The 26,999-nt window shown below is 53.2% G+C and carries 23 protein-coding genes; 2 read left to right on the top strand and 21 right to left on the bottom strand.

The window, feature by feature from the left end; genetic code table 11:
- Nucleotides 1-15: 15 nt before the first annotated feature.
- Nucleotides 16-1,218, top strand: a complete 1,203-nt coding sequence (locus tag MNU25_RS08295) for an aminotransferase class I/II-fold pyridoxal phosphate-dependent enzyme (RefSeq protein WP_240984634.1) — start codon at nucleotides 16-18, stop codon at nucleotides 1,216-1,218.
- A 217-nt stretch (nucleotides 1,219-1,435) separates the two neighbouring features.
- On the opposite strand, the gene MNU25_RS08290 is transcribed toward MNU25_RS08295, so the two are convergent.
- The 9 genes from MNU25_RS08290 to iadA all read right to left on the bottom strand — a co-directional run bounded on the left by MNU25_RS08290 (nucleotide 1,436) and on the right by iadA (nucleotide 12,654).
- Nucleotides 1,436-3,391: an APC family permease gene (locus MNU25_RS08290; protein ID WP_306425035.1), complete on the bottom strand. Its 1,956-nt coding sequence runs from the start codon at nucleotides 3,389-3,391 to the stop codon at nucleotides 1,436-1,438.
- A 165-nt stretch (nucleotides 3,392-3,556) separates the two neighbouring features.
- Entirely contained in the window at nucleotides 3,557-4,288 is a 732-nt protein-coding gene (locus MNU25_RS08285; protein WP_240984632.1) for a gamma-glutamyl-gamma-aminobutyrate hydrolase family protein, read from the bottom strand.
- Between the two features lie 112 nt (nucleotides 4,289-4,400).
- Nucleotides 4,401-5,534, bottom strand: coding sequence for an ABC transporter ATP-binding protein (locus MNU25_RS08280; RefSeq protein WP_261486549.1), 1,134 nt, complete (start codon nucleotides 5,532-5,534; stop codon nucleotides 4,401-4,403).
- Nucleotides 5,535-5,587: 53 nt separating this feature from the next.
- Nucleotides 5,588-6,604: an ABC transporter ATP-binding protein gene (locus MNU25_RS08275; protein WP_240984631.1), complete on the bottom strand. Its 1,017-nt coding sequence runs from the start codon at nucleotides 6,602-6,604 to the stop codon at nucleotides 5,588-5,590.
- 18 nt (nucleotides 6,605-6,622) lie between these two features.
- A complete protein-coding gene (locus MNU25_RS08270; protein ID WP_338077729.1) occupies nucleotides 6,623-7,597 on the bottom strand; it encodes an ABC transporter permease subunit in 975 nt (324 codons plus the stop codon).
- 14 nt (nucleotides 7,598-7,611) lie between these two features.
- Nucleotides 7,612-8,532 carry a glutathione ABC transporter permease GsiC gene (gsiC, locus tag MNU25_RS08265; protein WP_240984630.1) on the bottom strand — a complete coding sequence of 307 codons (921 nt, stop codon included), beginning with the start codon at nucleotides 8,530-8,532 and terminating at the stop codon, nucleotides 7,612-7,614.
- 186 nt (nucleotides 8,533-8,718) lie between these two features.
- Nucleotides 8,719-10,299, bottom strand: coding sequence for a glutathione ABC transporter substrate-binding protein (locus MNU25_RS08260; RefSeq protein ID WP_240984629.1), 1,581 nt, complete (start codon nucleotides 10,297-10,299; stop codon nucleotides 8,719-8,721).
- A gap of 289 nt (nucleotides 10,300-10,588) precedes the next feature.
- Nucleotides 10,589-11,440, bottom strand: a complete 852-nt coding sequence (gene dat, locus MNU25_RS08255) for a D-amino-acid transaminase (protein WP_240984628.1) — start codon at nucleotides 11,438-11,440, stop codon at nucleotides 10,589-10,591.
- Nucleotides 11,441-11,445: 5 nt separating this feature from the next.
- Entirely contained in the window at nucleotides 11,446-12,654 is a 1,209-nt protein-coding gene (iadA, locus tag MNU25_RS08250; RefSeq protein ID WP_240984627.1) for a beta-aspartyl-peptidase, read from the bottom strand.
- Nucleotides 12,655-12,960: 306 nt separating this feature from the next.
- Here iadA and MNU25_RS08245 point away from each other — a divergent pair, with 306 nt between their 5' ends.
- Complete coding sequence (locus MNU25_RS08245) at nucleotides 12,961-15,018, top strand: sigma-54 interaction domain-containing protein (RefSeq protein WP_240984626.1); 2,058 nt, start codon at nucleotides 12,961-12,963, stop codon at nucleotides 15,016-15,018.
- On the opposite strand, the gene MNU25_RS08240 is transcribed toward MNU25_RS08245, so the two are convergent.
- From MNU25_RS08240 to MNU25_RS08185, 12 genes are all read right to left on the bottom strand, one after another.
- Nucleotides 15,015-16,796, bottom strand: coding sequence for a sigma-54 interaction domain-containing protein (locus MNU25_RS08240; RefSeq protein WP_240984625.1), 1,782 nt, complete (start codon nucleotides 16,794-16,796; stop codon nucleotides 15,015-15,017). The two genes, MNU25_RS08245 and MNU25_RS08240, sit on opposite strands and share 4 nt — an antisense overlap.
- A gap of 1 nt (nucleotide 16,797) precedes the next feature.
- Complete coding sequence (locus tag MNU25_RS08235; RefSeq protein WP_240984624.1) at nucleotides 16,798-18,204, bottom strand: amidohydrolase family protein; 1,407 nt, start codon at nucleotides 18,202-18,204, stop codon at nucleotides 16,798-16,800.
- 10 nt (nucleotides 18,205-18,214) lie between these two features.
- The gene (locus MNU25_RS08230; RefSeq protein ID WP_240984623.1) at nucleotides 18,215-19,006 is read right to left on the bottom strand and encodes a GntR family transcriptional regulator; all 792 of its coding nucleotides are present in this window, start codon (nucleotides 19,004-19,006) and stop codon (nucleotides 18,215-18,217) included.
- A 17-nt stretch (nucleotides 19,007-19,023) separates the two neighbouring features.
- Nucleotides 19,024-19,638 carry a flavodoxin family protein gene (locus tag MNU25_RS08225; RefSeq protein WP_240984622.1) on the bottom strand — a complete coding sequence of 205 codons (615 nt, stop codon included), beginning with the start codon at nucleotides 19,636-19,638 and terminating at the stop codon, nucleotides 19,024-19,026.
- Nucleotides 19,639-19,640: 2 nt separating this feature from the next.
- Nucleotides 19,641-20,954 (bottom strand): aspartate aminotransferase family protein, encoded by a 1,314-nt coding sequence (locus MNU25_RS08220; protein WP_240984621.1) that lies wholly within the window; start codon nucleotides 20,952-20,954, stop codon nucleotides 19,641-19,643.
- A 38-nt stretch (nucleotides 20,955-20,992) separates the two neighbouring features.
- Entirely contained in the window at nucleotides 20,993-21,298 is a 306-nt protein-coding gene (locus MNU25_RS08215) for a (2Fe-2S)-binding protein (RefSeq protein WP_240984620.1), read from the bottom strand.
- 9 nt (nucleotides 21,299-21,307) lie between these two features.
- On the bottom strand, nucleotides 21,308-22,495 hold the full coding sequence (locus MNU25_RS08210) for an NAD(P)/FAD-dependent oxidoreductase (RefSeq protein ID WP_240984619.1): 1,188 nt from the start codon (nucleotides 22,493-22,495) through the stop codon (nucleotides 21,308-21,310).
- Nucleotides 22,492-23,994 carry an NAD(P)/FAD-dependent oxidoreductase gene (locus MNU25_RS08205; protein WP_240984618.1) on the bottom strand — a complete coding sequence of 501 codons (1,503 nt, stop codon included), beginning with the start codon at nucleotides 23,992-23,994 and terminating at the stop codon, nucleotides 22,492-22,494. The genes MNU25_RS08210 and MNU25_RS08205 overlap by 4 nt, the downstream gene beginning before the upstream one ends.
- Before the next feature lie 99 nt (nucleotides 23,995-24,093).
- Nucleotides 24,094-24,432, bottom strand: a complete 339-nt coding sequence (locus tag MNU25_RS08200) for a (2Fe-2S)-binding protein (protein ID WP_240984617.1) — start codon at nucleotides 24,430-24,432, stop codon at nucleotides 24,094-24,096.
- 96 nt (nucleotides 24,433-24,528) lie between these two features.
- On the bottom strand, nucleotides 24,529-25,140 hold the full coding sequence (locus MNU25_RS08195; RefSeq protein WP_240984616.1) for a type 1 glutamine amidotransferase: 612 nt from the start codon (nucleotides 25,138-25,140) through the stop codon (nucleotides 24,529-24,531).
- 121 nt (nucleotides 25,141-25,261) lie between these two features.
- Nucleotides 25,262-26,212 carry an ABC transporter substrate-binding protein gene (locus MNU25_RS08190; RefSeq protein ID WP_240984615.1) on the bottom strand — a complete coding sequence of 317 codons (951 nt, stop codon included), beginning with the start codon at nucleotides 26,210-26,212 and terminating at the stop codon, nucleotides 25,262-25,264.
- Nucleotides 26,213-26,378: 166 nt separating this feature from the next.
- Nucleotides 26,379-26,990, bottom strand: a complete 612-nt coding sequence (locus MNU25_RS08185; protein WP_240984614.1) for an ABC transporter permease — start codon at nucleotides 26,988-26,990, stop codon at nucleotides 26,379-26,381.
- Nucleotides 26,991-26,999: the final 9 nt, after the last annotated feature.

The following is a 26,999-nucleotide window of genomic DNA, read 5'->3' as shown; positions in this document are numbered from 1 at the left end:
AGCGGGGGTTTTAAGATGAAACACGCTCAGAAACTCGACCACCTGGCACCGTATCTGTTCGCCCAAATTGACGAGTTGATCGAGAAAAAGCAACGTCAAGGAAAAAAGCTTTGGATTTTATCGAAGTCCGATCCCGACAGACCCACCAACCCCGGCATGGTTGAAACCCTGAGGGAACAAGCGGTTGAACCGGCCAACCACCACTATCCCGATTTCGACGGTCTCAAGCAGCTCCGGCAAGCGGCCGCAGCCTGGTACCGCCACTATTATGACGTCACGCTCGATCCGGAAACTGAGATTCTGCCGCTGCTTGGTTCTAAAGAGGGAATCGCCCATTTGAGTGAGGCCCTTCTCGACCCCGGAGACATCGCGTTGGTACCTGATCCCGCGTTTCCTACCTACAAGACGGGTACCCTCCTGGCCGGCGCCACGCCCTTTACCATGCCGCTGACCGCTCCCGACTTCTTGCCCCGTTTTGACAATATCCCACAAGAGACGGCCCGGGCCGCCAAACTCATGTTTCTCAACTATCCTCACAACCCTTCCGGAGCTACGGTGGATCTCGCTTTCTGGCAGAAAGCCTTTGATTTTGCCGAGGAAAATGACATCGTCTTAGTCAATGATCACGCCTACGCCATGACCGCTTTCCGCCCGGGGATTGCGCCGAGCCTGCTCATGGTACCGGAAAGCAAAAAGCGCTGCCTGGAATTCTTTACTTTTTCCAAAGCCTTTCATATGGCCGGTTGGCGCCTGGGGCTGGCCGTCGGTAATGCGGAAGTCATCCGTGCCTTAAAAATCATCGAAACTCACATCAACGCCGGTATTTTTAACCCCATCCAATACGCGGGCGCCCTAGCCCTGCGCCAAGGGTTAAGACCGGGTTTCTTTCAACGCGACAACCGGGAATACCAAAGGAGGCTGACCCTGCTCAGCGGCTTCTTCAATTCTTACGGCTGGGACCTGGCGGTTCCCGAAGCCACAGTCTACTTATGGGTTCCCGCTCCTCAAGGGATGGACGGAGATACATTCACTCACTTCCTGCTGGACAAGGCGGAAGTGGTCGTCTCCCCCGGCAGCGGCTTCGGGGAGGAAGGCAAGGGGTATGTGCGAATTTGTGTGACTTACCCGACTGAAGTCGTCGAAGGTGCTATCGAAGCCATGACCAAAGCTTTTTCCGCCTACCGCATCACACCCCAACCCAGCCGGTACACCGCCTAAAAAAAACAAATCCACAGGCACACCACCCGAGTAGAGTAAGAACCTGAATCCACAGGCACACCACCCGAGTAGAGTAAGAACCTGAATCCACAGGCACACCACCTGAGTGAAAATCCAAATCCGCAGGCACAGCGCTCGAACGAAAATCCGGATCTGCCGAAAAACAAATTCCCCGTCGCCCACAGACGGGGAATTTGTTTTTACCGGGGGATATCCCTTACCGACCCAGCCCGGGCTTCGGCAGGTTTAAGTTCACGGCCTGGCTTTCCTTAGGCAAAGGATGATAGGGCACACTGGTAACCAGAATGCTCTTGCGCAATAGTAGCATCAACTTTATGAGCTGCCCGGTTTGATTATGCAGGATATTGTGCCACATCTTCTGCGGAACCAACTCGGGGATGGCGACCGTGATCGTGTCGTATTTCCCTTTCTTCTCTACCTTATCGAGATATCCCAGGAAGTCGTGCACAGTGGCCCGATAGGGTGAGTCGACAATTTCCAAAGGAATCTCCATGTGGTTTTCCGCCCAGTGCCGAAGCAATTTATTAACCCGATCCGGATCCGAGCCTACGTGCACTGCCGTCACCAGCGGCGTCAAACTGTAGGCGTACTTTAAAGCTTTCAAAACGACGACGTTCAGATCATAGACAGGAACGATAATCTTGTTGCGATATTCGGAAACCTCCACGTGAGCCCGGCGCCGCTTTACCTTGGCCACGTGCAGACGAAAATCCTCCATGACCGCCGGAGTCACTTGAATTTCCGCCATCTCCCCGCGATAAACACAGCAGATCGTCCGGAAGATCAAAAACAGTATCGGCAGGATGACGAGGACGATCCAAGCCCCTTGCGTAAACTTGGTCGTGATAAAGACCACAAACACTAAAAAGGAGAGGATCCCGCCAAAAGCAAAGACGGCAAGGTCAGAACGCCACTTCGTTCCTTCCTTCTCTCTCTGGGTATGTCTGGCCAGACCGATTCCCGTCAGGGAGAAAGAGAGCAGGACGCCGATGGCATAGAGGGGAAGCATTAAGTGAGTGTCCCCATGGAAAATGAGGATGAGAAACAGAGAAACCAGCATCAGAGTCCAGATACCCACACTGTAGACCAGACGGTCACCCAGGTTTTTGAAGTAGCGAGGGGCATAACCGTCCCGAGCCATCAGGCTGAGCAGGATCGGCAGCCCGGCAAAGGGAGTGTTGGCCGCGATGACCAGGATGGCCGCGGCACTGCCGATCAGGACAAAATAAAGGACCGTCCGGCCGAACACCAAAAGTCCCAGTTGATTGAGAATCGTATTATTGGCTGACGGAACCAAATGATAGGAGCCGGCCAAATAAACCAAACCCGACAAACCGACGGCCACCACGGCACCCAAGACCAGAAGCGTGCGGATCGCCCGTTTCTGGGAGGGTGCTTTGAAGGCAGTCACCCCGTTGCTCACCGCCTCAATGCCCGTCAGAGCGGTCGTTCCCCCGGCCACAGCCCGGGCAAAGAGAAACCAAGTCATCCCGCTGAGGGCGGGTTCCACGATTCGGGTCGTCTTCACAGGGTTCACCCCGTGAAACATAATTTCCACGACCCCGGTCCCTACCAGAAGGACCAGGACCGATATATAGAGATAAACCGGAACCGAGAACAGGCGGGCCGATTCTCTCAGACCGCGCAGGTTGATCCAGGCCATGAACAGGATAACCAAACAATCCGCAATCACTTTGTGGTCGGGGGCAGCCAGCCAAGGCAAGACCCCCGTCAGGTTATCAATGGCAGAGCTTACGCTGACGGCGACCGTCAAGACGTAATCCAGCGTCAGACTCGAAGCGGCAATGAGGCCGAAGCTCTCTCCCAAGTACGCTTTGGCAATGGTATAAGACCCACCGCCCTGCGGGTATTTTTGAATTGCTTTGCGGTAGACCATGATAATACTGGCCAGCAGCAATATGATCACGATAGAAACCTGAAGGACATAGGCGTAACCCACTGCCCCGGCCAAGAGAAGTATGTAGAGTATTTCATCGGGCGCATAGCCTTCGGAGGAGATAATGTCCGAACCGAAAATGGGGATTCCCCCCAGGACACCGACTCGGGTATGTTCCGCATAATTGGTCGCCAGGGGATGGCCGAACATAAAGGTTCTCAGCTTCAGCCAAAAGAGTCTGTTGTTATGAGCCACTATTCTGCCCCCCATTTCTGGTTCGGTTTGCCGCGAGCTCTTATATGTTAAGAGAACACAGTGATTCTACTCCTGCTTTCCGACCCTGTCTAGGGGGTTTAGAAAAAAGTTTTTTTGGCTTCGGGGCAAAGACTCAAAGACTGAAACACGACGAGACATCATGGGTTAATAGCTTCCGACTTTACCAGATTTACATAGTGCACAAAAATAAAGGGCCAACCTGAACATATCCGGATCTTTTTGCCACATCATTTCAGGGTGAAACTGAATACCCAGGACAAACGTGTGCGTCTCGCTCTGAAACCCCTCAATAATCCCGTCTTTAGCTGCGGCCACTTTACGGAAACCGGGGGCTAATTCCTTCACCGCCTGATGATGGAAACTGTTCGTAAATAAGCGGGTCCGGCCAAAGATCTCATAAAGCCGGCTATCACTCTCAAGCTCGACATAGTGGGTTCCTTCCTCTCGGGGGGCGGTCTGCACGTGCTGGTAACATCCTTCTTTCTGACTGTTAATGTCTTGGTACAGACTTCCCCCCTGGGCCACATTGAGAATCTGACAGCCGCGGCAAATGCCAATGACAGGCTTATCCAGGTCCATGGCATAACGCGCCGCCGCAAGTTCCAGACGGTCCCGGAAGGGATAAAGCTCACCAATTTTGGGGTGGAGCCCTTCTCCGTACAACTGGGGGTGGATATCCAACCCCCCGGTAAAGATCACGCCATCCACCCGCTCAATACTTTCCCGCCAGATTTCCTCTTCTTCGACTAAAGGCAGAATCAGCGGGATTCCTCCGGCTTTGGCAATCCCCGTGAAGTAGCCGTCGGCGACATAGGCTCCGTAATAAGGTGTGTCGTGGGAAATCTTGGTTGATGTGATTCCGATTAAAGGTCTCATGAAAATTATATTTAGGGCCTGGTTACTTCCAACTTGTGTCAACCGGAAAGGGCCCTACTCCTTTCTATTCCTTGCTCCTTGCTTTTGCCCTCTCGTCTCTGTCCTCTGACCTTCACGTACCTCCCCCGTCTACTGTCTCCTGCCCCCCGTCTCCCACTTCCTCCTTCCGGCCTCTGGCCTCTGACCCCTGGCCTCTGATATGGCAGGCCACATAATGACCTGGCTTTACTTCCCGGAAAACCGGAGCCTCCCTCCGGCATACCTCCCGGCAGACTTGGCAGCGGGGATGAAAGCGACAGCCCGCAGGCGGGTTCACCGGACTGGGAATATCCCCGGGCAGAATAATTCTTTCCCGGCGACAGTCGGGGTCAGGCACCGGTACGGCCGAGAGCAAGGCTTGCGTGTAGGGATGAAGCGGATGGCGGAAAAGGGTTTCCTTATCGGCCATTTCAACAATGATGCCGAGATACATCACAGCGACGCGGTCACTGACAAACTCAACCACACTGAGATCATGCGCGATAAAGAGGTAGGTAAGGCCAAACTCCTCCTGCAAGTCTTTTAATAAATTTAAAACTTGGGCCTGGATCGAAACGTCTAAAGCGGACACCGGTTCATCCCCGATAATCAGCTTCGGATTAAGGGCCAGGGCACGAGCAATCCCAATGCGCTGCCTCTGCCCGCCGCTGAACTCATGCGGGTAACGCTTGGCATGTCGGGATGCCAGGCCGACAATATCCAGGAGCCGGCTTACCTTCCGACTGCGTTCCACTGGGGAACCCACATGGAAAATCTGTAACGGCTCGGCGATAATTTCCTCAACCGTGAGGCGAGGATTGAGCGAAGCGTAAGGATCTTGGAAAATCATCTGCATCTGTTTACGGGCCTGACGCATCATCTCCGGGCCCAGCCGGCCGAGGCTGCGGCCCTCAAAAAGGATTTCTCCCGCCGTCGGCTCAAGCAGCCGGAGAATGAGCCGCGCTGTCGTGGATTTACCGCTGCCCGACTCCCCCACCAGAGCCAGCGTTTCACCGGGATTTATGAAAAAAGAAACCCCGTCCACCGCCCGGACAAAATCCCTAGCGGGCCGGAACAAGTCCTTTGTCCGCACGGGAAAGTGCTTTTTCAGCTCTCTCACGTCCAGGAGCGGAGAGGCGGTATAATCTACTGTGTCTGACTCAAATCTCCCCTTTTCTCGGCACGTTACCTTTTTTGTACCTGTGGCGGATATGGCTGGGTCTGACACAAATCTCCCCCCTTTCCCGAAGTCTCACTTTTAACCCGCCCAGACGCCGTCCACTATTGCAGCCCGGCTTTATCTGCTGTCCCGGCTTCCACTCCAGCGAGTCCGAATGTCTGCCAGCAACGAGCCAAATGCCTATCCCCAGCCTTCAGAAGCGGCGGAACTTCCCGTAGGCATTTCTCCGTTTGATACGAGCAGCGACCCGCAAAACGGCATCCCGACGGCACTTGCTTGAAAACGGGCACATTCCCGGGGATGACGCCCAGCCTCTTTTGCCCGGAAAGAAGCTTAGGAAGAGAGCCGAGCAGCCCCCGGGTATAGGGATGCCCGGGATTGGCGAAAAGCTCACGCGCATCCGCCTCTTCCATAACCTGGCCGGCATACATCACCACAACCCTGTCGCACATGTCCGCCACTACCCCCAGATCGTGGGTGATGAACATGATCGCGGTTTCTTTCTTCTCCTTGAGCTTACGCATTAGGTCTAGGATCTGGGCTTGAATAGTTACATCAAGAGCCGTGGTCGGTTCGTCGGCAATAAGGAGATCCGGTTCACAGGACATCGCCATGGCGATCATGACTCTTTGCCTCATTCCTCCTGACAATTGGTAGGGATATTCCCTCATAATACCTTCCGCCCGGGGAATACCCACGGCCTTAAGAGTTTCCAGAACCCTGCTGCGGGCTTTCTTTTTGTCCAGTGCCAGATGCAGCCGGATCCCTTCCGCAATTTGTTCTCCGATTCTCAAAGTGGGATTGAGAGATGTCATCGGCTCCTGAAAGATCATGCTCATTTCATGGCCGCGCAGACGCCGCATTTCCTTGTCCGAAAGTCTGAGCAAATCCTTACCCTTAAAAAAAACCGAACCCGCAACCACCTTTCCCCCAGTGTCTCCCAACAGACCCATAACCGACAAAGAGGTCACACTTTTTCCACAGCCAGACTCGCCCACGAGACCAAGCGTTTGGCCCTCCTCAATGCGGATATCGACCCCGTCCACCGCCCGTACCACCTCGTCATCGCTGAAGAAGTGTGTCTGTAAGCCCGTGATTTCCAAAACTGGCTTTTTCATCGCGCTCACCTCCTCCCCCTAGCCTTTGATTTTCGGATCCAAAGCATCGCGCAAACCGTCGCCGAAGAGGTTAAAGGCCAAAACAGTGAGGAAAATGGCCATTCCCGGAAAAAAGGCGACATGAGGTGCCTGTGTCAGATAGTCTCGTCCACTGCTCAGCATCGCTCCCCATTCCGGTGTGGGCGGCTGCGCCCCCAGACCAAGAAAACTCAAACTGGCCGCGGTCAGAATAGCCGTACCGATACGCATGGTGAAATATACAATCACAGTGGAAGCCGTACCGGGAAAAATGTGCTTCCAGATTAGCCTTCTATTACGGGCGCCCAGAGAACGAGCCGCTTCGACATAAACCGTACTCTTCAAAGCTAGGGTACTGCTGCGCACGATACGGGCAAAAATGGGAATACCGAAAATGGCCACCGCGATAATGACATTGTTCAGCCCCGGGCCGAGAATGGCAATGATACCAATCGCCAGCAATATTCCGGGAAAAGCGAGAAGGACATCGGAAATCCGCATGATCATAGCATCGACCCATTTGCCGTAGTAACCGCTGATTAATCCGAGAATCGTTCCGATGACAGCCCCCACCGCCACCGAGGAGAGGCCAACCCAGAGGGAAATGCGCGTTCCCGCCAGGATGCGGCTGAAAATGTCCCGGCCGAATTCATCCGTACCGCACAAGTGCTGTAACGATGGCCCGGCCAGCATGTTATTATAGTCCGGCTGGTCCATCCGATAAGGGGCAATTGAAGGCCCGATTAAGGCAATAACTAAGAGCAAAATAATGAAAGCGGCTGCCGCCATAGCCAGTTTCTGTTTGCGAAACTTCTTCCAGAACTCGGTAAACGGGGAAGAGACGGTGAGTTCAGTCTGGAAACCATCTCTAGCCACAGGCAACTCGGCCGCCGATGGCTCCACTGCCTGCCCGCCTGCTCCGGCAAGGGTCGGCGGTCCGGAACCATGGGCCGGCTTTTCGAACGATTGAGGCATATCAACCCCCCTCCCTATTCCAGACGAATCTGCGGATTCAGCAGGGCATATAAAACATCGACTACAAGATTGATGAGAATGAATTCCAAAGCGAATAGCAGCATCTCCCCCTGAATTGTGGGATAATCGCGAAACGCAACCGAATCAATCAGCAAACGGCCGAGCCCCGGCCAACTGAAAACCGTTTCTACCACTACAGAACCACCAAGGAGAAAACCAAATTGGAGGCCGGTCATAGTGACAACCGGAACGAGCGCATTGCGTAAGGCATGCTTCCAGACGATGACATTAGGGGGCAGGCCCTTAGCGCGCGCCGTCCGAGTATAATCCTCCTTGAGAACTTCCATTAGGCTGGAACGGGTAAAACGGGCAATCACTGCCGCCACCCCCGAACCCAGGGTCAGGGAAGGTAAAATGAGGCTTTGCCAGGATGCAAACCCCCCCGTCGGCAGCCAACCCAGTTGTACGGAAAAAACCTGAATCAACATAAGGCCGAGCCAAAAAGCAGGCAAACTGATGCCGGAGACGGCACTGAACATGCCGGCGTAATCCTGCCATTTATTGCGTTTTACCGCTGACAGCACCCCAATGAAAAGTCCGATCACAAAAGCCCAAGCCATGCTGGCGACGGTTAACCAGAAGGTGGCCATAAAACGGCTGCCAATCACCTTGGTCACCGGACGGCCGCTCTTAAGAGAGGTCCCCAGATTACCGTGGAGCAGTCCCTTAACATAAATTAGGTATTGTGTAACCATGGGTTTATCCAAACCCAGTTTCGCTCGTACCGCCTGGATGTCCTGATACGAAGCATCAGGACCGGCCGCCAGTCTGGCCGGATCTCCCGGAATCATGCGGACAAAAGAAAAGATCAGAACGGAAACAACAAAAAGAATGGGGATCATGCCGAGTAGTCTGCGCACAATGAATTTGAGCATTTCTTCTCCCCCTGTCCAACGCTTTATTCACAATGGCCATCACGAACCCCGACCTCTCTTCATCCCCCGAAGGGATCTCCAATATTTTCCCGCTGTTTTGCGTACAAGCGCGGCTTTAATGTCAGGTGGAAGGGGTGGCCTAGCACCCCTTCCACGCTCAGTCGGAGTGATGGCCTGTCTGCCAGGCTATCGGACAATTTGGGCGTTCTGTATATCGAGAGAGCCGTCGGGCAAGAGATAAGCGTCTTTCAAGTAATTCCTAAAACCATAGATATTGTCCCGTGTATCCAGAAAAACCCAAGGAGCATCTTGCCAAATCGCTTTTTGGATTTGGTCATAGGCCGCTTTGCGCTGTGCCGGGTCGGCAGTTTGGATCGCCTGCTGGATTTCGTTATTGACCACACTATTTTGGTAATAGGCGGTATTATAACCTTTGGGCGGAAGCATGTCTTTGCCAAGGAGGGGGCGAATACCCCAATCCGCGTCTCCGGTTGAGGGAGACCAACCACCGAAATAGAGCTGAATTTTGGCATCCTGCGGATTTTGAACACTCCAAATCTTAGTATCCATGGTTCCGGATTCCATGTTTTCAATTTTGACCTTTATACCCACTTGGGCGAGTTGTTGTTGGATAAACTGAGTGGCTTTAATGTAGGTGGAATTGTTGTTCGACCAGATGGTAGTGTCGAATCCGTTCGGGTAGCCGGCTGCTTTCAGAAGTTCTTTCGCTTTGGCCAAATCGTATTTGTAGGGCTGCTGGGGACTGAAGAATTGAACATTCTGGGCAATCTCGGAAGTCATGGGCTCAGCAAGGCCGCTGTAGACTACTTTGATAAAGGCATTCTTGTCAATGGCATAATTAAGCGCTTGACGCACTCGGGAATCGTTAAAGGGTTTTTTCATCGTGTTCATTGAAATATAGTCGACAATAATGCTCGGTTTGTGTTGCACGGTGATCCCATTAGCGCCGCTCATCGCTTGGACGTCTTCCGGGGGCACGGGGTAAATAAAGTCTGCCTCTCCGGTTTTCAGCATCGCAATACGTGAACCGTTTTCCGGTACAGACCGAAAAGTAATGCTATCCAACTTGGGATACCCTTGGCGCCAGTAATGCGGGTTCTTGACAACGGTGAGATGGTCCCCTTGTACCCATTCTTTCAGCATGTATTCACCCGTACCGACCGGATGACGGGCGATATCCTTACCATACTTTTGCAAAGCTTTAGGACTGACCATCAAAGCTGCGGGATGGGCAAAGTTGTTCAACATCGCCCCAAAGGGCTGTTTGAGAATTACCTTGACCGTATAGTTATCAACCACCACTGTCTTATCCACCATGGCGAAAAGACTGTGGCGCTTCAGGGTGCTCTTGGGGTCCGACAGGCGGTCAATGTTAACTTTTACGGCTTCCGCGTTGAAAGGCGTCCCGTCCGAAAAAATGACCCCGTGGCGTAAGTGAAAAGTGTATTCCTTGGCATCGGGACTGACCTGCCAGCTCGTGGCCAGGACCGGAACCATTTTCATCTCCCGGTCAAAACCAATCAGTCCCTCCATCATCGTCTTTTCCGCCGAAAAAGAAAGGGTATCGTTGGTATCACCGGGATCCATACTGACAAAGTTGTCTTGAACAGCCACCGTAATATTCTTGCCGTGTTTCTGGACGGCTTGCACACTCGCCGCTGTGTTGCCGGAGCTGCCGCAGCCGGACAATACCAAACTTAGACTGAACAAGGCCGCGAGTACAAGCATCATACCTTTCTTAGCCACTTGCTCTCCCCCTCTTTAATAATAATTACATGATCGCAAAGCCAAACGAAAACGAACTCATCCGATCATGAGACTCCCGCTTCCAGAAGCGGAAGCGGTACTTAGTACTTTCTTCGGTGAGGCTAGACCCAGCCTTCGGCGATAGTCATCCTCAGCCGTTGGGTCATTCTGCGTAAGCGTGCGGCTTCGGCGATAGTCTGGAGACTAACGTCACTGGAGACTATCGCCGACAAAGCTCCGATGTTCAACTTTAGTTGAACGAGTTCCTTTAGAACCGGTGAGCTTGGTTTCAGCTTTGGCTCTCAGTCTTCCGGGTAAACGCTTGGAAGATAGCACGGGTTACCGGACCGGGAATCCCCGACCCCAAGGGAGTGCCACCGATTTTCGTCACAGGCAGGACCTCGATCGTCGTGCCCGTGAGAAATACTTCCTCGGCTTGCCGAAGAAATTCGAGCGGAAGGTCCTCTTCCCGAACGGGAAATCCTTCTTGCCGCGCGATACTTAGAACCATCCGGCGCGTAACCCCGGGCAGAATATGTCCGTCCAGAGGAGGGGTGACCATCACGCCATCCTTAACCGCAAAGATATTACTGCTCGACCCTTCACTGATCCGGTTTCCCGCTCGGACAAAGACCGCTTCAAACGCTCCTGCCTCTCGGGCCTTTTGTTTGGCCAGAACATTGGGCAAGAGATTAACACTTTTGATATGACAGTGGGCCCAGCGATCATCCGGTACTGTGATGACTCCTACTCCCCCCTCCTGCTGCCCCCGTTCCGGCTGCTGAGTTTTAGTAACAGTGAGCACCAGACTCGGCTCACAACCGGCGGGAAAAGCGTGTTGACGGACACTCGCACCCCGGGTAATTTGCAAATAGACAGATGCCTCGGCATAGCCGGCCTGAGCAACCAATTCGTCAATGAGAGTCCGAAGACGTTCAGACACAAGAGGATAGTTTATCCTAACCCCGGCCAAACTGTCTGCCAACCGTTCCATATGCTCGTCCAGCGCGAAAGGCCGCCCCCGGTAGACGCGCAGCACTTCGTAAACCCCATCCCCGAACAAGTAGCCCCGGTCCAACAACGGCACCTTTGCCCGGCCAATCTCACTGATCTGCCCATTGACCCAAGCAATATCGGGCATTCTCTTCAGCTCCTTTCGAAAGTTCCCTTGACCACCGCCCGACCTTGGCGCACCAGGCAGCGACCCCGGGCGAAGACGTATTCTATCTCTAACTCTTCATTTAAAATGAGAATGTCGGCATCGGCACCCACTCTCAGAACCCCCTTGCTCGGAAAAAGCCTGAGGGAGCGTGCCGGGTTTACCGTGACTACCCTAAGGCTAGCCTCAAGTCCCAGGTTTTCACTCACCACCATATCCCTGAATTCCCGGTGCAGCGAAACAGGTTCGCCCACTGCCAGTCCCACTGTTTGGCCGTGTTCATTGAAGAGCGGCAGACTGCCGTTCCCGTCCGAACTGAGGGTCATGCTGCCGATTCCCACCCCTTTCTCCAGGCAGAAGCGTACCGCGCGGGCTGCCTTCAGCCTGCTCCCGTCTACCGCTGCCGGTTTGGCACTCGTGGTAAAATCTATCATGCCGCCGCGCCGGGCAAAAACAATCCCCTCCTCTAAAACTGCCTGGCTGCGGTTTATGTGCGTGGGCGTAAACTGGCTGACCGGTATCTCCCCCTCGTCCAAAATTTCAAACAGATGCTTTAACCCCTGGCGGCTGCCCCCTACATGCAAGTGCAAAACCCCGGCTTTGCCGCTTAGAAGCCCGCCGACCCGGCATTGGGCTGCCAGCTTCTTTAGATCCTCCTTGCCGGGCTGAGCCGAGCGATGATCGGCAATTGCTACTTCTCCACAACCGATGACTTTGTCAATGAGGATCAGATCATTGCGCACATTCTCCGTGATCGTCGGCGCCGGCACCTCGTATGCCCCGGTATAGATGTACGTTGTCACCCCTTCCTCCTCCAGAGCGCGAGCTTTGGCTAAGAGGGAGGAAACGTGCCTGGTCGTGCCGTCCGTACCCAAGCAGCCCACGACAGTCGTAATCCCCGCCTCGGTCAATTGACTCAACATCACCTCCGGTGTGCGTGTCGTATAGCCCCCTTCCCCACCCCCGCCAAGTATGTGAACATGTTGATCAACAAAACCCGGAACTACGTATTTGCCCCTGACATCGAGCACTTCTACCGCACCGTAGGCCGGCGCCGCGGCAATGTCCTCCGCCAAATTGCTTATTGTGCCGGCCGCCAAAACCACATCCCCAACACCCGCGTCTTCTGGTGTAAACCTGTGGCCGCCTTTGAGAATGGTAAATAGCGGCTGCTGCTCTTCCCTGCTTCGCTGCATATCCTCCTTACCCCTTTCCCCTGATCTGTAATGCAATACCTGTGCCAATACAGTGGCGTCCGTTCCTGCCTAATTATAGAACATTTTGCTGATTCCACTTTCACCGGCCGCTCGCTCCTTTCCCCCGCAACGCCGCTTTTGGCGGGCATTTTCGCTCCTCCCGCCTGGCAGGGGATCCATCCGGAAAAGTTTTCCTTGCTTTTTCTTCCTCGTCCTTCTAGGATCAAAGGGAGGGTGTTCTTATCCCTTTATATCCCTTTATATCCCTTTATATCCCTTTATCCCTGCGCTGTGAGGTGAAACAGAATGGCAAGTGTCACCCTGGTTGCCAAAGGAAAGGCGACCTCGGAGGCTCTGTTCAACCAACTGAACGATCTCCTGGGCACACGTTGTGAAATCCGGACGCTTTACCTCGACGCCCTGACAGAAGAGCACATAGCCGACGACCTGCTGGTCTTCTCCAGTCAGGCTTGTTATGCTCTGGCCAAACCTTATCTTGATCCCAAGTCTCCCAAGATTATCGCCCGGCGTTCCGTCAACCATCACGAAATCGGTAAGCTTCTAAACATCCCGGCGGGCAGCGACGTCCTGCTCGTCAATGACTATCTCTTCACTGCCGAGGAAACCATCTCACTGCTCAAGGCTTTAGGCATCGATCATTTAAACTATTTTCCTTACGCCCCGGAAGCCACAAGTTTTCCCCGTTTGAAAACAGCGGTAACCCCCGGCGAGATCGAACTCGTCCCCGGCTTTGTTGAAGAGATCATCGACATTCAAACCCGGGGTATGGACTTCACGACTCTCTTTGAAATCCTAAAGTTTCTGGGTCTGGCCGACGAGCGAGCCAACCTCCTCTCGGCTAAATACCTACGCGACATGATCGAGCTCATTAAAGAAACCAAGAGTATGGCTGACCAGAATAAGCTGATGAAAAGTCAGCTGGAGACGATCCTCAATACCGTACACGACGGAATTCTGGCTTGGGACGGGGACGGCCGGATTTCCGTTTTCAACAGTGTGGCCGGAGAGATTCTCGGTATATCCGGTGAGCGCGCTATCGGCCTAAGTTTGCAAGACAAAAGCCTGCCGCAAGAGATTCTTTCCCTGTGGACCAAACAGGCCCAGGCAGGCGAACACTTCACCCGCTTAAACAACAGGCATCTGATGGTCAGCCGTTCGCCTTTGGAGAGAGACGGTTTCCGGGGTCAAGTGCTTACTCTGAAGGACGTCACCGAGATAGAGCGTCTGGAGGGGGAATTGCGCCGCAAAGTGGTCGCTCAACAGCATCTCGCTCATTACTCTTTCAAAAACATATTAGGGGCAAGTGCGGCCGTGAACCAAGTGAAGGCTTTGGCGCACAGGCTTGCCCAGTCTGAATCTCCGGTCCTCATTCAGGGGGAGAGCGGCACAGGCAAAGAACTTTTCGCCCAAAGTATTCATAATGCCGGTCCCAGGCGGAAATGGCCTTTTGTCGCGGTCAATGTCGCAGCCCTACCGGAAAACCTCTGGGAAAGCGAACTCTTCGGTTATGTGGAAGGAGCTTTTACCGGGGCAAAAAAAGAAGGCGCCCCGGGGCTCTTTGAACAAGCCCATAAAGGCACCCTTTTTCTCGACGAAATCGGCGAAGCGCCGCTGAGCTTTCAGGTCAAGCTCCTCCGGGTCCTGCAGGAAAAACAAGTACGCCGCATCGGCGGATCTAAAATTATACCGGTTGACGTCCGCATTATCGCCGCCACCAATAAAGTCCTGCGCGAACTGACCATGGCGGGGCGCTTCCGGCAGGATCTTTTCTATCGCCTGAACGTCCTTCCTCTTTTCCTGCCCCCGCTGAGAGAACGACGAGAGGATGTCATGACGATTGCCAAGGACTTCTATCTCCGTTATTTTAAAGGCAAACCTCCCCTGCGGCCGAACGAATATTTCTCTCTGGTAAGCTCTCTCTTCTTCACCTATGACTGGCCCGGCAATATCCGGGAACTACACAATGTCGTCGAGTATCTCGTCAACATCAGTCCGGACTCTCCCCCTGATCTCCAGCTTCTTCCTGCCGGAGTCATCCGCAACAGCAAAAATTCGCTTCCGCCAGAGGCGCGGGACCGAAGCACAAACGCCCTGCTCAATAATGCTCTCGGTCTGATCGCCAAGGCAGCGAAAGCAGGAGAACCCATTGGACGGCGTTCGCTCGCCGCCAAATTGGGTATTACGGAGGCCAAGGCGCGCCGGCTTATTCGGGAGTTGGCCGAAGAAGATCTTGTGAACGTCAGCCGGGGGATCAAGGGACTCGAACTCACTGCCGCGGGCCTTCGGGCTTCCCTCCGTTGCGGTGAAACAATTCAATTAAGCTGGGGCGAACCAAATAACTAACCGAGCTTGTGCTCCTTAAGCTTACGGTAGATAGTTGCCCGGCTGATACCCAGCACTTCGGCTATCTTTTCCTTGCCTTGGGCCGATGATCCGAAATATTCCAGAGCCTCTGCCAGGACTTGGTGTTCTACCTCTTTCATTTTTTGGCGCAGGCGCATCCCGACGGAGAGGCTGCTGTCAACCCGCCGGGGGAACTGCCTGATTTTAAGTGGCAAACTCTCCGCGGTGATGAAAGCCGCCGTTTCCATATTGCATGCATATTCGACAGAATTCTGTAATTCCCTGATATTTCCGGGCCAGGAATATCCGCGAAGTAAGGCCAAACTGTCCGGGGCAAAACCCTTGAACTCTTTACCCAACAAGCGGTTGAAACGAGCCAGGAAATACTCTAACAAAAGCGGAATATCTTCCTTGCGTTCGCGTAAAGGCGGGAGTTGGAGAGGTATGACCTGTAAACGGTAATAAAGATCTTCGCGGAATTCCCCTTCTGCCACCATCTCGCTGAGGTCTTTGTTTGTGGCGGCAATCACCCGTACGTCCAGGTCAATACTGCGCACTCCTCCTACTCTCTCCAGCTTTCTCTCTTGGAGAACCCTCAGAAGTTTCCCCTGCAAGTACAAAGGCATCTCACCGATTTCATCGAGGAAAATGCTTCCGCCATTGGCTAGTTCAAACTTTCCCGGTTTACCCCCGTGTTTAGCCCCTGTAAACGCTCCCTCTTCATAGCCAAAAAGCTCACTCTCTAAGAGGTTGTCCGGAATCGCACAACAATTTATAGCCACAAATGCCCTGCCCGCTCGGGAACTGGCGGTATGAATTGCCTGGGCAAACAGTTCTTTACCGGTGCCGCTCTCCCCTTCAATCAGGACCGTGGACTCACCCACAGCCACTTTGTGCGCTTTTTCCTTCAACTGCTTGAGTTGAATACTCTCACCCAAAATATCAGAGAAACCCATCCTCACCTCGCCTTCGCTAATCCGGGAAGCAACCCTCTGCAGATCTGCCACAGGGCGAAAAGATTCGACCGCTCCAACTAATTTACCCTTGACCAAAACCGGAAAAGCACTGCTCAACAGCCGCAGCCGCCTTTTGCCCCAGGGATGGACAACGATCTGCTCGACAAACTCTTCATTGTACTTAAGAACCCGACAGACCAAAAATTCCGGCAGTATCTCCTGCACCCGCCGGCCCACCACGCTTTCCGCCGTCGTCTTTAGCACGCGCAGGGCCGCCGGATTGCAATTCCTCACAACCCCCGTTTGGTCAACGGCAACAATTCCGTCTTGGATAGAACTGACAATCGTCTGCATCTGATTGGATGTAATCAACAGACTGCGGACGATTTCTTCCTCTTTGCTTTTACCTGCCAATAATTCTGCCATCTTCATCAAAAACCCCTCCAAATCATTAAAATTCGTGAGGAGCCTTGTCCGCTGGTCCGCGGAAAAGCTGACCAAACTAATTAATCCGATACTGGTGCCGTCGACAACGATGGGACAGAAAACCCCCGCTGTATAAAAGCAATTTCCTTTCAGCTCACAAGCCGTACAGATTAAATGCTCTCCCGGATCGCTGATGAGAAACAGTTGGCCTGACTTAAGAACGAAGCGGTTGACAAATCCTCTCTTTTGCTTGACACCCACTTGGGAGCGCAGCCTTCCTGTCCCCGCCACCCTCAGCAGCTCACGATCAACGATCTCGACCTCCAACTTCAAGGCGGTGGCAATTGCTTCAGCCACACCTTGCACAAAGGGTTGAATACTCAACAGTTTGACCATGTCAAAATGCCACACTCCGCCATGGTCTTTCCTTAAGATGTGGAACTCTGGCCGCCACTTCGGCGCGCAACTGCTCCGCCTGCCGCTGGCAGCGACCAATCACTTCTTCTTCATTAACTCTGGAAAACTTCCCTCCCTCCAAAACAATATTGCCATCAATCATAACGATTTCTATGTTGTTGTAGGAGGAAGAGTAAACAAGGGTTGACACCGGGTTATGCATAGGTATCGCTTTCAGGGAGAGCCGCGGGTTGAAAAGAAATAAGTCCGCCTTTTTACCTATCTCCAGAGAGCCCACCTCATTTTCCATTCCCAGTGCCTTGGCTCCCTCGATCGTAGCCATCTCCAAGACCCTTTCCGCTGTGATGACCGTCGGATCATGCGTGGTCACTTTCTGCAAGAGCGCTGTGCCTTTCAAAACTTCCAACATATCCATGGTGTTATTGCTCGCCGGTCCATCCGTAGCCAAGCTCACGGTTAAACCCATCTCGAGCATTTTGCCTATAGGTGCCGCTCCGGAGGACAGATACATATTGCTCACCGGGTTATGGGACACCTTGATATCATGGTATTTCATAAAACGCAGCTCCCGTGCATCCGGGTGCACACAGTGAACCAAGAGGAGGTTAGCTCCCGCAATCCCCAAAGACTCCAAAACGGCAATATCGGACAATCCATAGATCTCCCGCGCAACCTCGCGGTCAAATTGAGATTCGGATATATGCACGGTCATGCCGGAGTCATTGTTCTGAGCCAAATACCACATCGCCCTGAGGCTATCCACTGTATTCGTCCAAACCGTGGAGGGAGCGAGCCAAATCCGTACTCTCCGATTAGATGATTGGTGAAACTTTTTGAACAACCGTTCCACATCACGTTTCACCGCAGGCAATTCTTCGCGCAAAGGCGCTGACACTCCGTACTTTCCCCCCGCGGTCATTACGCCCCTGGCCAAAATTCCCCTGATACCCAACTCCTTAAAGGCCTGGATCACGGCATCAGAAAGCTCGGGCTGAGGGTGGGCATACATAAAATCAACCAAGGTCGTTACCCCGCTGCGCACTGTCTCCATGCATCCGGCCAAGGCCGCCACATAAACATTCTCGGCCGTTAAGCGTTCGGCACAGGGGGCTGTCATTTGACTGAACCATTGTGCCACCTGGCGGTCATCACTCAAGCCTTTGAGTAACTGCTGGAACAAATGCGTATGAGTATTCACCAAACCGGGAAAGACAATCTTACCCTTGGCATCAATTTCCACATCCACGTTTGCATGTATTTTCTCGAGGGAGACAGAAGGGCCCAAGTCGGCTATCTTATTTCCTTCAACCACAAGGGCGGCGTCCGCTAGCACCTCCCGCGCCGGATTGACGGTCACGATCGTGGTATTCTTTATCAGGATTTTCATGGCACTCACCTCAATTTTCCGAGTGGGCAGCCTCCAGCACGGCTTCCTCTAAATCGGTGCAGACAAAAACCGGGCATCCCGTTTCGTGGGGGTAAGAACCTTTCCTCAACATAGTAAGCTTCATGATCTTAGGGTTGAAATAAATGCGCGTAAAACAAAGTTTTTTGTCTTGCATATTATGAAATATCTCCCGCCAGGAAACAACCGGCTCTTCTTGACCGATACCAAATATTCGGCTCAAACTCGCCCCGGCCAAGGCTGGAACGATGTTGACGACAGAGTGATTAATAACCTCGCCGGTATAGTCAAAAATAAAGGAAAACATGTTACCGATCCGGAGATTTGGCTGCACTTCTCTATTGAGAAGATTGCGGGGAATGCGCATGGTCAGCTTGATAGCGGGGTGCTTATCAGCCATCACGAACTCGTCATAAACAAGGTGGGTCCCTGGTGAAACCGCCTCCTGGGCCGAATCTTCAAAACGGTGATATGATTGGAAGAGAGAGACCTCATATCCTTCCGTGCTGAGCATGTCAATAAAATCCAATTTCAAATCAAAGCGGAATCTCGCTTTTAAGGCACTAGGGATAACAATGTTGCCTAAACCGTGTTTTTTGGCAATGATTCCTTGCGAGGTAAGTTCGGCCAACGCCTCCCGGAGCGTCGGTTTACTCACTCCCAGCGTTTTTCCCAATTGCTCTTCCGCAGGCAAAACATTGTCCGGCCAAACCCCCCCTTTTATCAGTTCCACCAATCTTTCCGCTACCTTTGTGTAAAGCGGTGCATTCTGTACAGGCAACATTTAGTCCTACAACTCCCTCAATGCTCACGCACTTCATTTTTTACAGCCAAAGCCACTGCCCGGCCGATGGCGCGTACGGATTCCACGCCGATATGGTCTTCTTTTACCCCTTCCGCCCTCCGGTCTTTGGACCAGACGGCGGCACCGTTATAGGCCTGCGCTCCGGCACTGACTACTTTAATACCTAAGGAGAGATAATAGTTATTCAGTGCATTTAACACTAACTCCTGCCCGCCGTGCCGTGTTCCCCCCACAGCGATCGCACCGCCGAATTTTCGGGCATAAAAGTCCGGGTTCTTTTCCAGTATAAGCCAGTTAGCCCGCATCCGGTTAAAGAAACCCTGAAGTTGGGCACTAATGTTCATGTCGTATACCGGTGAGCCGATGATATAGCCGTCAAACTCAAGGAATTTTGTTGCCCAGCCGCTTAAATCGTCCTGTGAGCGCACGCACTCCAGGCTATTGGCCTTCAGACACCGGTCACAATGAATACAAAGGCTGAATTGTTTGCCGGCTAAGGCAAAGAACTCCACCTCGATCCCGTGCCGGCGCACCTCCGCCAGGGCTTCTTCCACGCAGTAGTACGTCGCCGCTTTGCGCGGGCTGCCGCTAATCCCCAATATCCGGGCCATGGTTAACGAACCCCCATCTTTTCTTCCACGGTTTTAAACGCGCGGCGCAAAATCGCCAAAGCCTGATCAATCTGCTCGTCCGTAATGGTGAGCGCCGGCCCCACCCTCAGCACATTGGTAAATGGCCCTGACTTACCTACTATCAGGCCATTCTCTTTGCATTCGTTGATAATCGCCAGAGTTTCCTCCGTCGCCGGTTCTTTGGACCCCGGCTCCCGCACAAGCTCCATAGCCAGGAACAATCCTCTTCCTCTGACTTCCCCTACCCAGCGACTCTCGCGGGCAATTTCCTCCAGACCCTGCCGAAATCGTTCCCCTGCTCTTTCGGCTTTTTCCGCTAAACGGTGTTCGATGAGATAGTCGATGGTGGCTAAGGCCGTGGCACTGCTGAGAGGATTGCCGCCAAAAGTGCTGAAAGTCGGGTAGTCAATGCTTTCACCGATTCCGTCTTTGGCAATGTAAGCAGCCAAGGGCAATCCGTTGGCCAGGCCTTTTCCCAGGCAAAGAATGTCCGCGGAGACACCGCTCTCACTCGTAGCAAACATGCGGCCGGTTCGACCCAACCCTGACTGGACTTCATCTATGATAAGTAAACCGCCGTAATAGTGGGCAATGTGCTCAAGGACCTCCAAGTAACCGGGCGGGGGAGTGATCACACCGCCTACACCTTGAATCGGTTCTACCAAAATAGCGGCAATCTGTTTCTCCGGCGACTGCCGGATTAATTCTTCCACAGCATGGGCACATTTTAGTCCGCACTCGGGGTATTTAGCCTGGAAAGGGCAGCGATAGCAATAGCCGTTGTAACCGAAGCGGATATTAAGCACTTCACTGCCCGGTTCTTCGTCACTATAAATACTGATGTTTGTACAGGAACTGGCCAGCTGTGTCCGGCCGTGATAAGCCATCTTTACAGGAATAATCGTTTTGCTGCCCGTATATTTACGGGCCAGCAAGATGGCACCGTCAACCGCTTCACTGCCGGAATTGACAAAGAAACTGCGCACAAGCCCTTCCGGAGTGATTTCCGCCAATTTCTCCGCCAAGTCAAGCATGGGTCTGGTCAAAAAGAAGGTAGAGGTGTGTTGGAGTTTATCCAACTGTTCTCTGGCCGCGGCGTTGATTTCAGGGTTGCAATGGCCGCAATTGGTCACCAAAATCCCGCTGAAACAGTCGAGATATTCCCGACCCTCAATGTCATAAAGGTACTCCATCGAGCCTCTTTCCACAATCAGGGGCTTCCGGTAGAGTTGGTGCCGGGCCTGGGCCATGAGGTACTTGTCTCTCTTTGCCAAATATTGTTCTGTCGCATTCATGTCTTTGTCCTCCTCTTCCTAAGTTGTTTCTTTGTTGGTCAACCCTCCGAACAAGGTACCAGTTCGCCCAGTTTTGTCGCCCCGAGCGGCGGACGCTCTTTCGGCAACCGGTCCAAGAGATCGGCCCCCAGTTCCAAAGGATCTCCCCCCAATTCCTCCTTTACCACTTGACAGAGTAATTTCTGGCAGGTCCTGCCTTGGCATAGCCCCATACCTGCCCGGGAAAACTTTCTGATTTCGTCTATATCCCACAGTCCCTCCCTGATCACCTGCCCGATCTCGGCCCGGGTAACCTCTTCGCAACGGCAAATAACAACATCTTTGACAAGATCTTTTTCAACCATCTTTCATAATCACTCCTCTCCAAATCTTGCCGGCCGAAATTCCCCCAGGTCATACGGCATGTTCGCGTCACAAGCCCAATCCGCCGCTAATTCGGCTACAATAGGCGTCAACACGATAGTACTCTTAAAACCGGTAGCCAGAAAAATATTCTCAAAATGGGGAAGGGGACCGAGCAAGGGCTGATGGTCCGGCGTAAACGCTACCGGACTCACCCAGGTGCGCAACACACGGACAGCCCGCAGTGTCGGAAACCACCTCAGCACCTGCCCGGCCATGAGACCCATGCCATTCCATGAAACCGTATCCCGGTATGCGGAATTGTAGTCTGTCTTCTGACCGATGAGCAAATTGCCGCCTTGCATTTGCCTGACATCCAGTTCAAGGCAGCTGGTTTCTTCTAGCCCACTTTGCTTACCGGCAAGCAAGTCTGCACCTAAGGCTTTCTCAAGATCGATCCGATCCGAAGTGAAAAGTCCCGTACAGCAGCTGAGTAAAGAAGGCAGCGCTTCTGTCACCATCGCTTCTCCCTGAATGAAAGCCATAGGGAGCTCCACTGGCAAGGGGGAAAGGAGTTTTGCACTCCAGGCACCCGCCGCCACTATTACCTTGCGCGCTTTAAACTCTCCCCTCTCAGTTTGCACGGCGACCTGTGCATTGCCGTAATCGGAAAAACCCCGAACTTCTGTTTTGGGAAACCACGTTACACCTTGGCGCCGTGCGGCCCGATAATAGGCAAACAATAACTGAAGGGGGTTGACCACCGCCTGCAAACTGTGGAATACGGCCAGGGCGTCCTTCGTGTCCAGATAAGGCTCGTAACGCCTACTTTCTTCCGGAGTCAAGAGCCTGAAATGCAGGGGTTTAGACAGGGGACCGTTTAGCATCTCTTCCGCTTCGGCCAGTTCGGTTTCGCTGATGAGCGCCTGCAAAAACGTTTTTTGTTCAAATTCAAAGTCATATCCCAAGCGAGCAGACAGCGTCGATAGGAGACGGAAACCCTCCAGCGTCAGGTCTCGACTAAGTCCCGGCTCAGCGTCAGATGCCAGCACTAAACCGCAGTTAGCGGCAGAGGCACCCTGCCCCAGGCCGCCCTTATCCAGCAAAGCGACACGCAAATTCCGCCGGCTCAGTTCATAGGCCACGGCCAGGCCGACCATACCGGCACCGACAACGACCACATCCCACGTTTCCTTCACCCATTTTCCCCCCTGGCCATACCCCGGATATATGGGGCCAACTCCGGCCCGGCTGCCACTGTTACCACCGAAGTGGCACTGTAGGCTTTTAGGCTTTTCACTTTTTCTACTTGGACCCGTCCCAGTTTCCGCCCATCCCCGGCCACGGCCATAACCCAATCCCCACGATGGACAAGCGGCCATCCCTCATAGGCAAACGACAATTTCGCTTTCTCACCCCCGCGATCATACTCCAGCAAATAACACGCCATGCCCGGGCAGACTGCCACACAGTTACCGCAGCCACTGCATAAGGCATGATCCACCTGAGGCCTATTCGTTATGGGCCGACCGATTTTGATCGCTCCTCGGGGGCAATTTTTCTCACAGGGGTTGCAGGGGATCTCCTGGGGGCACTCCATGATCACACGCCTGACCGGAGATGAGAAAAGGGACAGAGACGGCGAGAACTCTTCCCGGACGGGCCTTACGGGCTGACGCAGTTCTGCCAGCGTCTCTCGGATCCCGCGTGATTTCTCTTGCTCTTCTTTCTCTGAAATCAGTCCCAAATAACGGCTGGCGCAAATGCCTGCCATTTTTCCTTCTTCCATGGCAATTGAGGCCTCTGCCACACCAGAGGCATCCCCGGCAGCAAACAATCCCGGAATGCCGCTGACCGTCTCTCCTCCGGCAGGAACAAAACCGCCTTTCCCGCCCTCAAAGACTAGATGTCCGCCGAGTAAGGAGACCAAGCGGACGGACGGTGTCATCCCCACAGCCAGACAAACCGTATCCACCGCTATCTCGACCGGTTGCCGGGGAGAGCGAAGGTCCTTCACCAGAGCCGACCTCACTCTTTCCTCTCCCCGTACCCCAAGGATCGTGTGTCCGGTCAAAAGGGGAACGCCCGCTTTAGCCAGTTTGGCAGCGTGAACCCAATATCCCCCCACATCCGGCTTACTGTCGACCACCGCGGCCACGGAAATCCCAGCCAGCAGAAGTTGATAGGAAACAATGAGTCCCACATTCCCGGCGCCGATCATCAAGACCCTGTGCCCGGGTACTACGCGCTGCAGATTAACCAGCGTCTGAATTGCACCGGCAGTCATCACTCCCGGCAAGGTCCAGCCGGGGAAAGCCAAGGCATTTTCGCTTGCACCAGTGGCCAGGATCAAACTGCGAGCGTCCAGATACTCTGTTCCCCCCTCCGTCGCCATGGCCAAGCGAAACGGACCCCGGCCATAGACTCCGTAGACACGCCGATTCAAGCTAAACCTGCAACCTGCTGCTTCGGCCTGGTGATAAAGGCCGGAGGCTATCGCCATTCCCCTTTGTCCGGCATGATGTTGGGCGGAGCCAAAAAACTTATGAATTTGTTTGACTAACTGGCCTCCGGGACGCAAGTTTTCATCTATGACCGAGACGACAGCACCGGCTCCGCTCGCGCTGATACCCGCCCATAAACCGGCCGGACCGGCTCCGACAATCGCTACGTCAACCTTGGCCGTTCTGTCACCCAATTCTGCCTCCCTCCTCGGCGGCTCCCCTCAGTAAAACTCCCACTTCTACAAGAGGGAGCCGGTCGCCCGTACCCAAACATCGGACTCTCTCTTCTACCCCTAGAACTGATCGTCCCCCGCTTTCCACTGACTTTCTTCACTGCAGACTTTCATTCCATTCTCCACCGGAGTAATACACGTACGCACATTGGGCTCTCCATTAACCGTCATGATACAGTCTGAACATTGCCCTATGGCACAGAAGATGCCCCGTGGTTCCCGGCGTTTCTTTGTGTAACGCAAGACGCTAATCCCTGCCGCCAGGAGAGCTGCGGCAATCGTGTCTCCTTCTTGGGCTAGGATCGGACGTCCGTTATAAAAAATCGTCACTCCCGCCCGGGGCTTCCACTCACCCAGGATAGGGTGATGAACTATCCGGTTCCCTTCGTGTTGAAGCATTCTTTTCTCACCCTCAGTAAAGAAAACTCGGTTGGCGCTAAAGACCGTGAAGCTGTACGGTCTGACTGGACAAGAAACCGGCGGTGGCGCTGTCTCCTAAGTGAGAAGGCGAAAGAAGTTCGCTAGAATTGTCCTGCCGGCGGAATGTTCGGCATCAAACCGTTCTGGGTGAAACTGGACGCCATAAACCTCTTTCCCTTTCAGTTTAACCGCCTGGATCCGACATTTTTGACTCTGCATCAGAACCTCAAAACCCGGCGGCAATTCGGCGATTTCGCAGTTGTGGTACTGAAAGACGGGAAACTCCTCCGGCAGGCCATCGGTCAGCCGACTTTGTTTGATAACCCCAACGGACGTAAAACCCTTTTCCTCATTACCGTAATAGCAGCGGCGGACCGAACCGCCATAAGCCAAGGCTAAATGCTGGTGCCCGCCGCAAATGCCGAGAAAAGGCACCCTGAGAGCACAGGTCAATTCAAACTCCGATCCGAAAATGTCCAAGTCAAAACTCTCGTAGGAATCGCGGTAACCCCCGGAAATGACGGCCTGCAGCGAGGGTAGAGCAGCCGTGACATCCCCGCCGAGTTCGCTAAAGTGAAGCACCTTATACTCAATTCCCGCCAGTTCCCGGCAGGTCTCGCCCAGGGCCTGCATTTCCCTCAGGCCCAGATCGGCATTGGTCACATAGTTGTTAATAATCAGGAGCATTTACACCCCGCCCTTCTCAGTCATTGCAGCGAAAATTCGGCTCAAGGCAACAACCCAAGACTTAACGCCGCTGCCGTTACCGGTTATCACCTTCCTCTTGGCGCCCACCGCTTGCCCGATTCTACTTAACCAGACCGGCAGACTTCAAAAATCCTTTGGCTACCACTTCGGGACTTTTTTGCTGGACATCCACTTGGTAATTCAGATCCATCATCACATCGTTTGGCAGTTTTCCGGCCAGTTCGTTAAGAACACTCTTGATGTGCGGATCTTTCTTCAGCAGATCGGCTCGAACCACGGTAGCCGCATAATAGGGCGGAAAGAAGTTTTTGTTATCTTTGAGCACAGTGAGATTGTACTTTTTCAGCAGTCCGTCTGTGGAAAAACAGACGGTCGCATCAATACTGCCGGAATTAATCGCCTGATAGGCCACGGCCGTTTCCAGGTGTTTGATGTTGGCCGGAGCAATATTTAAGCCGTAAACTTTCTGCAATCCCTTATAGCCGTCTTCCCGGCCTTCAAATTCCGGATACATGGCCATACGCACGTTCTTCTGTTTGGCCAAGTCGGAAATGGTCGTTATCCCTTTTTCCGCTTCCTTTTTGCTCACAGCGATCGCGTAAGTGTTATCAAAACCATAAGGCTTAAGCCAATCGAGATTCCATTTCTCTTGGTAGGCTTTTTTGACTGTCTCGTAAACCTTCGCCGGATCGTTTTGCGGAGGGTCTTTTAAAATATCCACCAAACCGGTGCCCGTGTACTCCGGATAGAGGTCAATCTTGCCGCTGACCAAGGCCTGATGAGCTATGTTGGTTCCCCCTAAACCGAAATACGTTTTCACCTTGTAGCCATTAGCCTCCAGCAACTGGGCTAAAATTTGACCCAAAATCATTTGCTCCGTAAATTGCTTTGAACCGATCTTAATCGTCATGTTCTTGGCTGGAGTTGCCGACGCTCCGCTTTGCCCCTGACCATTGCCGTTGGCGTTACTTGGCGCCGAACCGCAACCGCCGGCAGCTAAACTCAAGCTGAGCACAAGGACGCTCAATAATGCCGGCATCCTAAACTTCATTTTGAACCCCCCATTTCTTTTTTCCGCTTCGTTCTGCCTAAACTCCCTCCCCGAACTTTCCTACCCTCGCATATTTTTTATCTCTGCCACCTGAACCTTGCTTTGCCCATCATTCTCTAAACCCCGCTTTGCCAACCAACACCCTAATCCGCAGCGACCACCTCCCTCACGTACCAAAAAACCTGACCCGTAATGCGCGCTCCGCTCTGCCGAGGAGCACATCGAGCATTATTGCCAACAGGGAACTGGGCACAGCCCCCATCAACAACACTTTGACATCATTAAGCGACAAACCGTAGCGGATAAAATAACCCAGGCCGCCGGCGCCAATATAGGAAGCCAAGACGGAAATGCCGACACAGATAACCGCACTCGTTTTAATACCCGCCATAATCACGGGAATGGCCAGGGGAAACTCCACTTTGTAAATGCACTGCCATCCCGTCATACCCATGCCGACCGAGGTCTCGATAATCCCGGTCTTGATATTCTTCAATCCGACAAAGGTATTGCGAAAGATCGGCATAATACACACGATCAACATCGCCAGAATCGCGGGTTTAAAGCCCACACCCAAAAAAGGCACACTCAAAACCAGGACGGCAAAAGCCGGAGTCGTCTGAATAATATTCGTGAGGATGAGTATGGGTTTTTCCAAGGGTTTCACTTTGTAAGAGATGAGTCCCAACAAAACACCGACAATAATAGCTAAGAGTAAGGTAACCGTAACCTGTTCAACCGTCTGCCAAGTACACAACTCCAGCTGTGCATAGCCCATTTTACCTCC

Source organism: Acididesulfobacillus acetoxydans, assembly GCF_902729405.1.
GTDB classification, from domain to species: domain Bacteria; phylum Bacillota; class Desulfitobacteriia; order Desulfitobacteriales; family Desulfitobacteriaceae; genus Acididesulfobacillus; species Acididesulfobacillus acetoxydans.
This window is presented reverse-complemented; position numbering and strand designations above follow the sequence as displayed.